Source organism: Elusimicrobiota bacterium, from assembly GCA_026388075.1.
In the GTDB taxonomy this organism is placed as follows: Bacteria; Elusimicrobiota; Endomicrobiia; order Endomicrobiales; family JAPLKN01; genus JAPLKN01.
This window is the reverse complement of the sequence record JAPLKN010000037.1, coordinates 1-10,462: the sequence shown is the minus strand read 5'-3', so window position 1 is coordinate 10,462 and position 10,462 is coordinate 1. Positions and strand designations below refer to the sequence as shown.

At 39.3% G+C, this 10,462-nt stretch carries 12 protein-coding genes; all 12 read left to right on the top strand.

Annotated elements, in window-relative coordinates:
* Positions 1 to 376: 376 nt before the first annotated feature.
* Entirely contained in the window at positions 377 to 739 is a 363-nt protein-coding gene (locus NT145_01790; GenBank protein ID MCX5781425.1) for an RNA-binding protein, read from the top strand.
* Between the two features lie 442 nt (positions 740 to 1,181).
* The gene (gene rho / locus NT145_01785; GenBank protein MCX5781424.1) at positions 1,182 to 2,459 is read left to right on the top strand and encodes a transcription termination factor Rho; all 1,278 of its coding nucleotides are present in this window, start codon (positions 1,182 to 1,184) and stop codon (positions 2,457 to 2,459) included.
* Between the two features lie 595 nt (positions 2,460 to 3,054).
* A complete protein-coding gene (gene rpsB, locus NT145_01780; GenBank protein ID MCX5781423.1) occupies positions 3,055 to 3,876 on the top strand; it encodes a 30S ribosomal protein S2 in 822 nt (273 codons plus the stop codon).
* On the top strand, positions 3,860 to 4,462 hold the full coding sequence (tsf, locus tag NT145_01775; protein MCX5781422.1) for a translation elongation factor Ts: 603 nt from the start codon (positions 3,860 to 3,862) through the stop codon (positions 4,460 to 4,462). Before rpsB ends, tsf begins: the two co-directional genes overlap by 17 nt.
* Positions 4,463 to 4,511: 49 nt before the next feature.
* Positions 4,512 to 5,207: a UMP kinase gene (gene pyrH, locus NT145_01770; GenBank protein MCX5781421.1), complete on the top strand. Its 696-nt coding sequence runs from the start codon at positions 4,512 to 4,514 to the stop codon at positions 5,205 to 5,207.
* A gap of 53 nt (positions 5,208 to 5,260) precedes the next feature.
* A complete protein-coding gene (gene frr / locus NT145_01765; protein MCX5781420.1) occupies positions 5,261 to 5,821 on the top strand; it encodes a ribosome recycling factor in 561 nt (186 codons plus the stop codon).
* A gap of 1 nt (position 5,822) precedes the next feature.
* Positions 5,823 to 6,002: a 4Fe-4S binding protein gene (locus NT145_01760; GenBank protein ID MCX5781419.1), complete on the top strand. Its 180-nt coding sequence runs from the start codon at positions 5,823 to 5,825 to the stop codon at positions 6,000 to 6,002.
* A 9-nt stretch (positions 6,003 to 6,011) separates the two neighbouring features.
* On the top strand, positions 6,012 to 6,719 hold the full coding sequence (locus NT145_01755) for an isoprenyl transferase (protein ID MCX5781418.1): 708 nt from the start codon (positions 6,012 to 6,014) through the stop codon (positions 6,717 to 6,719).
* Between the two features lie 422 nt (positions 6,720 to 7,141).
* Positions 7,142 to 7,960 (top strand): phosphatidate cytidylyltransferase, encoded by an 819-nt coding sequence (locus NT145_01750; GenBank protein ID MCX5781417.1) that lies wholly within the window; start codon positions 7,142 to 7,144, stop codon positions 7,958 to 7,960.
* Between the two features lies 1 nt (position 7,961).
* Complete coding sequence (locus tag NT145_01745; GenBank protein MCX5781416.1) at positions 7,962 to 9,128, top strand: 1-deoxy-D-xylulose-5-phosphate reductoisomerase; 1,167 nt, start codon at positions 7,962 to 7,964, stop codon at positions 9,126 to 9,128.
* 3 nt (positions 9,129 to 9,131) lie between these two features.
* Positions 9,132 to 10,202 (top strand): RIP metalloprotease RseP, encoded by a 1,071-nt coding sequence (rseP, locus tag NT145_01740; protein MCX5781415.1) that lies wholly within the window; start codon positions 9,132 to 9,134, stop codon positions 10,200 to 10,202.
* A partial coding sequence (locus NT145_01735; GenBank protein ID MCX5781414.1) for a flavodoxin-dependent (E)-4-hydroxy-3-methylbut-2-enyl-diphosphate synthase occupies positions 10,202 to 10,462 on the top strand: 261 nt, incomplete at its 3' end. The genes rseP and NT145_01735, both read left to right, overlap by 1 nt.

Here is a 10,462-nt window from a genome sequence, read left to right as displayed (position 1 = left end):
ACTAAACTCCCACATTTTTGGTAATCCGTAGCTTTAGCGGAGGATACACTCTCTCCGCCATGTACTACAGTGGTGCATGGCGAGCTGTTTTGACAAACTTGAAGGAAAAGACAGACAAAAATAAGCGAAATTGAATTATTTTGGCAAACAATAAGAAACATACCGCGCCGTTTTTGCAAATTTGGAAAAAATAAAATGTAACGTCAGAAAATTCTTGCTGTTTTTAGGAGGGATGGCGAGCGAGTAAAAAAAGGGGTAAGTGGTAAAGGGGTAAGTGATAAGTGGTAAGGGGTAAGGATTAAGTGACCTGAAAGGTCATCCCCGTCCGCCCTGGGCGGATAATCGGGGATCCAATTTTCAAAAAAAGGAGAAACAAATGAACATTTATGTCGGCAATTTAGCTCGCGAAGTGGTTTCGGAAGATTTACAGCAGGCATTTGCAGCATTTGGAGAAGTTGCAACTACTTCAGTAATTAAAGATAAATTTACCGGTGAATCGCGAGGTTTTGGTTTTGTTGAAATGCCTTCAAAAGAACAGGCTCAGGCAGCAATAACAGGGCTTAATGGCAAAGATTTAAAAGGCAGGCCTTTAACCGTAAACGAAGCTCGTCCAAAATCTGATAATAGAAGCGGCGGTAATAGCGGAGGCTTTCGAGGCGGTCGCGGCGGCAGTGGAGGCGGAGGCGGCAGTTATAGCGGTAAAAAAAGAAAAGGAAGCTGGGGCGGCACACGCTGGTAAATAAAATTATTGTAAAGCGGGTAGTTAGTTTTGTTTCTAATATTTAATGATAATATTTACAAACTAACTATCCGCTGACATGGTATTGACAAAATATTTTTAATAAGTATAATATGGTTGCCTTTTGAATTTCAAATCCTAAGTGATCTTGCCTAAGGTATAAAAAATCAATAAAAAATGGTCTTAAGCGCATGCATTTTTTTGCAGTTATGGGGCTTAGTTAAACTTGCCTAATTATTATGAATTTATCCGCCTGCACGACAATCTCAGAGTTTTTGCATGACTGATATTCAATTGAATCGCGGATTTCTTTTGTGGGCACTTAATTATTCTAATCGCATTTTAAAATAAATCATTTAATTTCTGAATAGCTTATGAACAAATCTTTAATTACTAATGGGTAATTACTGCCCTTATGTATTAACGAATATAGGAGGATTCGATGGACAACAAATTAATGGATGTAACGGTTCTTTCTAAAAAGACCATCAATGAGCTTATCAACATTGCAAAAGAACTAAAAATGGAACCCGTTGCGGGCTTAAGAAAGCAGGAGCTTATTGCAAAAATCTTAGAGGCCCAAACTAAAGAAAACAATTTACTTTATGACGAAGGAGTTTTGGAAATTTTACCCGATGGATTCGGTTTTTTGCGTTCGCCGGATTATAACTATCTGCCGGGTCCGGACGATATTTACATCTCCCCTTCCCAGATAAAGAAGTTTGCTCTAAGAAAAGGCGATACAGTTTCGGGTTATGTCCGCCCTCCGAAAGACCAGGAAAGGTTCTTCGCCCTTTTACAGGTAAAGTCTGTAAATGGCCAGGATTTAGAAAATATCAGGGAAAGATCCCTTTTTGATAATCTGACCCCTCTTTACCCGAACAAAAAAATTGTATTGGAAACAAATCGCGACGAACTTTCCACAAGAGTTCTGGATCTAATGATCCCTCTTGGCAAAGGCCAAAGAATGCTTATTAATGCGGCGCCGAGGACAGGAAAAACCGTACTTTTGCAGAAACTTGCAAACTCTATAACTCAAAATCATCCCGAGGTAGTTTTGATGGTTCTTCTTATTGATGAACGTCCGGAAGAAGTTACAGACATGCAGCGTTCAGTTAAAGGGGAAGTTATTTCTTCAACATTTGATGAACCGGCCGACCGCCATATTCAGGTTGCTGAAATGGTTTTAGAAAAAGCAAAAAGGCTTGTAGAACACGGAAAAGATGTTGTAATCCTTTTGGATTCTATTACTCGTTTAGCTCGCGCTTATAATACAGTTATTCCTTCAAGCGGAAGAGTGCTTTCAGGAGGACTGGATTCAAACGCGCTGCAAAGGCCCAAACGGTTTTTCGGAGCCGCAAGAAATATTGAAGAAGGCGGAAGTTTAACAATAATTGCCACAGCCCTTGTTGAAACGGGAAGCCGAATGGATGACGTAATTTTTGAGGAGTTTAAAGGTACCGGAAATGCCGAAGTATATCTTGACAGGAAACTTGCTGACAGAAGAATTTTCCCGGCTATAGATATAACCAGGTCCGGCACAAGAAAAGAAGAACTTCTTTTGAGTGAAGACGAACTTAATAAGGTCTGGATACTGAGGAAAGTTATTTCGACGCTAAATCCTATTGAAGCTATGGAGATGCTTTTAGAAAAAGTCTCGGCAACTAAATCAAATAAAGACTTCTTAAAATCAATGGAATTATCAAGTATGGAAAAATAGTGGAGCCGCGCCGACAGGATTCGGCGGCCCTCGGGCCCATAGATCCTATGGGTCGAGGACATATGCTCCACCTTCGGCGGAATCCCCGCCCGCCGGCGAGGCAGGCGCCGAAGCATCCGCCTACGCTATTCGTGTCATCAAAAAACACGGTTATTCACCGTATTGATGACACAGCAGTTCGACAGGCTCACTGTCCTGAGCGAAGTCGAAGGGCTACGGCGGATACCCTTCTTCTCATCCATTTCCCGACAAGAGTCAGGGGCTTTCTGCGTAGGGCGGGTAAATACCTTTGGATAAACTCTCTTTTACCGCTAGAAATTCCTTGCAGATTAAACGAAAATTTGATAAAATATTTAGCTCAAAATAAACACACCGCGGGATTTCCTTTGGGGTCCCTGAAGCTCTTGATGAGTTCGGGCCAATGGAAAGCTGAACGCGGTGGAGGTCCCCCGCAGTCCCCCTTCTTGCTTTCGCCCCTAGAAATCAGAAACGATTTCAGGGACTTTGGTCCCGGGAATGCTTTGCATTCCACGGGGCAAGAAAGCAGGGTGGACTAAACGGCAGGGGAAAAAACCGAAAAGGAGGAAGTAAGAGAATGTCAAACATTTCAATGAAAGCGTTGCTGGAAGCAGGTGTTCATTTTGGACACCAGACTAGAAGATGGAATCCCAAAATGGCAAAATTCATTTTTGGAACGAGAAACAAGATACACATCGTGGACCTGCAGAAGACCGTAAAAGAACTTAAAAAAGCGTATAAATTTGTGCGGGATTCGGTATCTGAAGAAAAATCCGTGCTTTTTGTAGGCACTAAAAAACAGGCGCAAGTTCCTCTTAAAGAAGAGTCTTTGAGGTGCGGCGCTTTTTTTGTATGCGACCGCTGGCTTGGAGGAACACTTACTAATTTTGAAACCATTAAAAAATCAATATCAAGACTTCATGAACTCACAAAGATGAAAGCTGAAGGAGTCTTTAAACTTTTATCCAAAAAGGAAGAGTCACAGAAAGAAAAAGAAAGAATACGGCTGGATAAATCGCTTGAAGGAATAAAGGAAATGAAAGAATTGCCGGGAATAGTTTTCATTGTAGATCCTTCCGAAGAAGCTACCGCGGTGGCTGAGGCAAGAAAACTTCATATCCCGATTGTTGCCATATGTGACACAAACTGCGATCCCGACTTGATTGATTATCCGGTACCCGGAAATGATGACGCTATCAGAGCAGTAAAACTTTTCTGTTCCATAATGGCGGATGCCGTTTTAGAAGGAAAGGGGCAATTAAACAAACAAGAAGAAAGTTCTTCAAATCTTGATAGATCAGAATCTGATTCAGAAGAAAATATAGCTACAGAAAAAGTTTTAGAGACCGAAACAAAATCAAAAAATAAAGGAGAGGTACAAAATGAGCCCATCAACTGATTTAATTACAAAACTTCGCTCAATGACGGGAGCAGGAATTATGGACTGTAAAACTGCTCTTGCGCATGCTAAGGACGATATTGATAAGGCAATACAATTCTTAAGGGAAAAAGGTATTGCGTCTGCCGTGAAAAAAGCCGAAAGGGTTGCAAAACAGGGTTTGGTGCACTCATATATACATGCCGGCGGGAAGCTTGGCGTACTTGTTGAAATAAACTGTGAAACAGATTTTGTCGCAAGAACTGAAGATTTTCAAAAACTCGCAAAAGAAATAGCTATGCAGATAGCCGCAGCAAATCCTCTATACATCAAACGGGAGGACATTCCTGCCGAAGTCATTGAAAAAGAAAAAGAAATCTATAAAGTCCAGCTTAAAGAAGAAGGAAAACCTGAAAATGTTTGGGATAAAATTATTGTAGGTAAACTGGAAAAATTTTATTCTCAAGTTTGTCTTTTGGATCAGCCATATATAAGGGATACTTCGGGCAAAGAAAAGGTTAAAGATTTAATAACGAATGCCGTTGCAAAGATCGGCGAAAATATTATGATTCGTCGTTTTTCACGTTTTGTGTTGGGCGAATATTGAGCGGTTTTTAAAAATATTTATTACTTATTGCGTTAAAAAAAACCAAAAAATGAAATATAAAAGAATATTGCTAAAATTATCCGGAGAAGCGATGGCGGGAAGAGACGGCATCGGCATAAATCCCGATTCGGTTAAGTCAATTGCTGTTGAAATCAAATCCGCTTACGAAAAAAATATTCAAATAGGAATAGTGATAGGTGCAGGAAACATCTGGCGGGGCGCAAGCAAGAATATGGATAGGGTAACAGCTGACCAGATCGGTATGATTGCAACTGTTATGAATGCCCTTGCCCTTAAAGAGACGCTGCAAAAAATCGGGGTGTCGTCCGAAGTGCAGTCAGCATTTACAGTTTCAAATTTTGTGAAAAAATATTCAAAAGATAAAACTATGGAATATTTGAAAGATAAAACAGTGGTAATTTTTGCCGGGGGCACGGGCAATCCTTATTTCACTACAGACACTACGGCTGCATTACGAGCAGCGGAGATTAAGGCCGATGTGCTGCTTAAGGCGACTCAGGTTGATGGGGTTTATGACGACGATCCAAAAAAAAATAAAAATGCAAAAAAGTTTAAAACATTAAGTTTTTCGCAAGCTATAAGCAAAAAACTTAAAGTTATGGACACCGCGGCATTTTCATTATGCAGTGATAATGAACTTCCGATAATTGTTTTCAATTTTCACAAAAAGGGGAGTTTATCCAAAGTCTTGTCAGGCGAAGATATTGGAACGATAGTTTCTTAAAGGTCTGTATTAACAGGATTTAAATCCGGTTAAATTGGATCAAGGAGCCTTGTATGATTTTCAGAACTATTGTTGCTCAGGGCGAAGAGCCCATGAAAAAAGCTTTAGAAAAAATGAAAAACGATTTCGCGGCTTTGCGGACAGGCAGGGCAAACGTAGCGCTTGTGGAAGGGATTAAAGTTGAAAGCTACGGGACTTCAATGCCTATAAATCAGCTTGCGAACTTAAGTATTCCCGATTCAAGGACTATAGAAATACGTCCCTGGGATATTTCTCAAAGCGGGAACATTGAGAAAGCCATTTTAAAATCCGAGCTGGGTATCACTCCGAATAATGACGGAAAAATAATCAGGATTTCCGTTCCTAAACTGACTGAAGATCGCCGTAAGGAAATAATTAAAATGGTACACAAAATGGCGGAAGATTTTAAAGTTTCAATCAGAAATGTGAGAAGAGAAATCCTTGAGAATATCAAAAAAGCCGAAAAAGAAAAAAAGATTACCGAAGATGAACAAATAAAAGCTGAACAAGAATCTCAAAAGTTGACAGATTCCTATATTAAAAAAATTGATGAGGTTATAGCGCTCAAAGAAAAAGAAATAATGGAGATTTAAAATGGCATTTTCTATTGATCAGGTGCAGTGCGCAGGATGCGGGGCTTGTGAATCAGCGTGTAAGCAATCGGCGATATCGCAAGATGATGACAAGTATAAAATTGACGGTTCAAAATGTACGGATTGCGGTGATTGTATGGATGTTTGTCCGGTTAGCTGCATTAACGGAACAAAAAATTAATTTAAAAAAGTGTTAATAATTGAAAAAATTGATCATTCTCAATTGCCGAAACATATTGCCGTTATAATGGACGGCAACGGCCGCTGGGCCAAAAAAAGAGGGCTTCCTCGTATTTTAGGGCACAGAGCAGGAGAAAAGGCTGTCAGAAATATTGTTGAAACATGCGCAAAATTAAAGATAAAAATCTTAACCTTGTACGCTTTTTCAACTGAAAATTGGGCCAGGCCGAAAACCGAAATCAACAGCTTGATGGTTCTTTTAAAAACTTATCTTCGCAAAGAACTAAAAAATCTGCTGAAAAATAACATTCGGCTCAATGTTATCGGAAATATTTCTAAATTACCTCAAGGAACCAAAACAGAACTTGATAAAGTAATCAAGAAAACGAGCAGAAATTCCGGTCTTTTACTTAACCTTGCTCTTAATTACGGCGGCCGCCAGGAAATTGTAAGGGCCGTAAATTTTCTTTTAAGAAAAAAGCTAAAAGAAATTAAAGAAAAAGATTTATCCGATAATCTCTATACCGAAGGAATTCCTGACCCTGACCTTTTTATAAGAACCTCGGGAGAAAAACGCCTTTCAAATTTTCTTTTATGGCAACTGGCTTATTCTGAACTATATTTTACTGAAGTTTTATGGCCTGATTTTAATGAAAATGATCTTTACAGCGCCATAATAGAATATCAAAGAAGAAACCGCAGATTTGGCGGCATTTAGAAAAATTTATTAGGCTGGCCAGTGCTTTAGCAGCAATGACCAGCATTTTTTTTAGATCTTTTTCACTATTTAGAAATGTGCTTCGGTAAAGAATCAAAGTCGCGGTGCTTTTCTGCCCTGTTTCGACAAGCTCAACATCCCGAGCAAAGTCGAGGGACTGCACCCCTGGTTCACTTTTCTTTTCTTGCAAAAAGAAAAGTAACCAAAAGAAATGCACCCCGTGAGCCATTCGCTCGATATTTTTTAGGCATCTGCGGAACTTGCCCTTCGGCTTCGCCAGGAGGGGCTTCAAACAGTCCTCGATGACTACTCCCTAAAAAAATCTCGCTCATATGCGGCTCAATGGGGGAACTGTCTGTAAACATGATTTTTAGATTTTATAGTTATTACTGGTGACGGGTAACGGTTTCAAAGGATTCTTTATGCTTCTTCCGAGACTTTTAACTTCCATTATAGGAATACCCCTGGTTCTTCTTTCAATATACTGGGGAAATATTCCTTTTTTTATTCTTATGTGCGGAGTGGTTTTTTTAGCTCTGTGGGAATATTTTGTCCTTGTTAGAACAAAATATTCATCTCAACCTTTTATCGGCATAATAATGGGGCTTTGTTTGTTCTTATTTGTGTTTCTTAGCGGTACGTCTTTCGGCCCTGCGTCCTTAAATCAAAGTACTGCCGCTTTCTTAAGTCTTTTTTTGATACCGGTATTTGCCGTAGAAATGCTTAAGAAAAAAAGAGAACATTCCATTGAAACTATGGCTGTAACCTTTTTCGGGATGTTTTTTATTCCGTGGATGCTTGGACATCTTCTTCTTCTCCGCAGCCTGAAACCAAACGGAATGCTTTATGTATTTTTTCTTTTTATTGTGATATGGATACTTGATACCGGGGCATATGCGGTCGGCGTGCGTTTGGGGAAAAATAAGCTTGCTACAACTGTAAGCCCCAAAAAAACTGTTGAAGGGACATTCGGGGGCATCATCACAGGGACACTTTCGGCGGGATTATTCGGATATTTATTTCTAAAAAATGATTTTTCTTTAATAGAATCATTATTGTTAGGTTTTTTCATATCTTTAGTTTCGCAATTTTCTGATCTTGCCGAGTCCCTTATTAAAAGGGATGCCGGAGTCAAAGACTCCGCCGATCTTTTGCCGGGGCACGGCGGCATGCTTGATCGTTTTGATTCTTTTTTGTTTACTGCGCCTTTATTGTATTATTATTTAACGATATTCAAATAATATGAAAAAAGTTGTTATATTGGGTTCAACCGGATCAATAGGAACACAAGCGCTGGATGTGGCAAGGCATTTAATAAAAAGCCTGAAAATAGTTGGCCTTTCCTCATTTTCTAATATATTGCGGCTAAAGGATCAGATAAGGGAATTTAGGCCGGAGATCGCATCTGTCTGGTTTGAAAAAGACTGTATTGAACTTAAAAGTTGGTGCAGGGAAAATAATCTTAAAACTGAAGTTGTCTTTGGAATTGAAGGGTTGATTAAAGCCGCGAAACATCATTCTAGCAATTTTGTTTTGTCGGCGGTTGTGGGTTCTATCGGCATAGAGCCATTGCTTGAAGCAATCAAAAGCAAGAAACAAATAGCTCTTGCAAATAAGGAAGCTCTTGTAGTAGCAGGAAAACTGATAATGGATGCCGCAAAAAAATGCGGCGTTACCATAATTCCCGTTGACAGCGAACACTCGGCTGTTTTCCAGTGTTTGAAAAATGAAAAAAATAAATTTATCAGTAAAATAATTTTAACAGCTTCGGGAGGGCCGTTTTACAAAAAAAGCAAAACTAAACATTCAAAAGTAACAGTTGCAGAAGCGCTTTCTCATCCGACATGGAAGATGGGAAAAAAAATTACAATTGATTCCGCAACACTTATGAATAAAGGGCTTGAAGCTATTGAGGCCAGCCATTTATTTAATGTGCCTCTCAAAAATATAGAGATTGTAATACATCCTCAATCTATAGTTCATTCTTTGGTTCAGTTTGTTGACGGGTCGGTTTTGGCGCAGTTATCTAACCCGGACATGAGGCTTCCGATACAATATGCCTTGACCTTTCCTGAAAGAATCAAATCAGGAGTAAAAGAACTTTCGTTAACCCGGATTAAGAAACTGGAATTTGATGTCCCCGATTTTAAGCGTTTCCCGAGCCTTGAACTCGCATTAAAAGCAGGCAAAACAGGCGGAACGATGCCGGCGGCAATGAATGCGGCAAATGAAGTTGCCGTAGAAAAATTTTTGAAAAAAGAAATATCATTTTCTCAGATACCTAAAGTTGTTAAAAAAGTGATGGATAAACATCTGTTGAATAAAAATCCGAATATAAGACAGATTCTTAATTCGGATCTGAATTCAAGAAAAGCGGCTTTAAAAATTATTAAGGAGATAAAACACTAAAAAATGATACATTTATTCGGATACAGTATAACTATTTTTCAAATTCTTTCTACTGTTTTTGGCGTGGGGCTTTTAGTATTTATTCATGAATTGGGCCATTTTATGATGGCAAAAAAGTTCAAGATAAGAGTAGAACAATTCTCTTTTGGATTTGGCCCTGAAATAATCGGATATACTTACGGCGAAACAAGGTATTCTATATGCGCTATCCCTTTGGGGGGGATGGTCAAATTGCCCGGAGAAGACATTAATACCGCTACCGGATCACCCGGAGAATTTATGTCCCAACCGTGGTACAGGAGGCTTATTATCGCCTTTTTTGGGCCGTTTATGAATTATGTCCTTGCGGTTTTTCTTTTTACTATCGTTTTCTATTTCTGGGGGCTTTCAATTCCTTCTAATAAACCTACTATTGGAGATGTTATGGAAGGTTATCCCGCGAAACTTTCAGGGATTTTGCCCGGTGACACGGTTGAAAATATCAACGGAATCCCCATAAAAGATTGGCAGCAGATGGCGGAAGTTATTCATAAAAATCCCAGCAAAAAGATAAAAGTAAATATTTTAAGAGAAAAAAAATCTATGCAAATATTTGTAGTTCCTCTAAAAGACCCGGCTTCAGGAATCGGGCTTGTAGGAATTGCTCCCAGCATTGAAACTAAAAAAGTCAGTTTAATTAGTTCGTTCGGCTATGGCATTAAGATGGTGGTTTTTCAGACAATCTACACGTTGAAATATCTTGGGGACAAAATAATCCGCTGGGAAAAGCCGGAAGTTGCCGGCCCGATAGGGGTCGTCCAGCTTTTGGCAAAAGCGGCAAAAGCAGGTATTGAAAATCTGCTTAATTTTCTTGCGGTAATATCTGTGGCCCTTGGGCTTTTTAACCTTTTTCCTATACCGTTGGTTGACGGCGGGCATATAGTACTTGCCCTGGTTGAAGCGGTAACACGCAAACCTTTGAACAAAAAAGTGGTTCAGGTTTCAAATTTCGTGGGTTTGAGCTTAATTGTTTTTATCTTTATTTTTGCGACTTATTCGGATCTTGCCCGTTTAGGGCTGACATTTGGAAAATAATGTTTAATAGAAACCAAACCAGAAAAGTAAAAGTCGGGGAAATTGTTATCGGCGGGGGAAACCGCATATCAGTTCAGTCGATGACAAACACCGATACAAAAAATGTTTCTTCAACAATAAACCAAATAAAAAAATTGGAAGATTTCGGCTGTGAGATAGTCCGGGTGGCGGTTCCGGACATTGAATCCGCGAAAAGTTTATCAAAAATTAAACAAAAAATAAGCATTCCTTTAGTTGCAGATATACATTTTGATTATCGT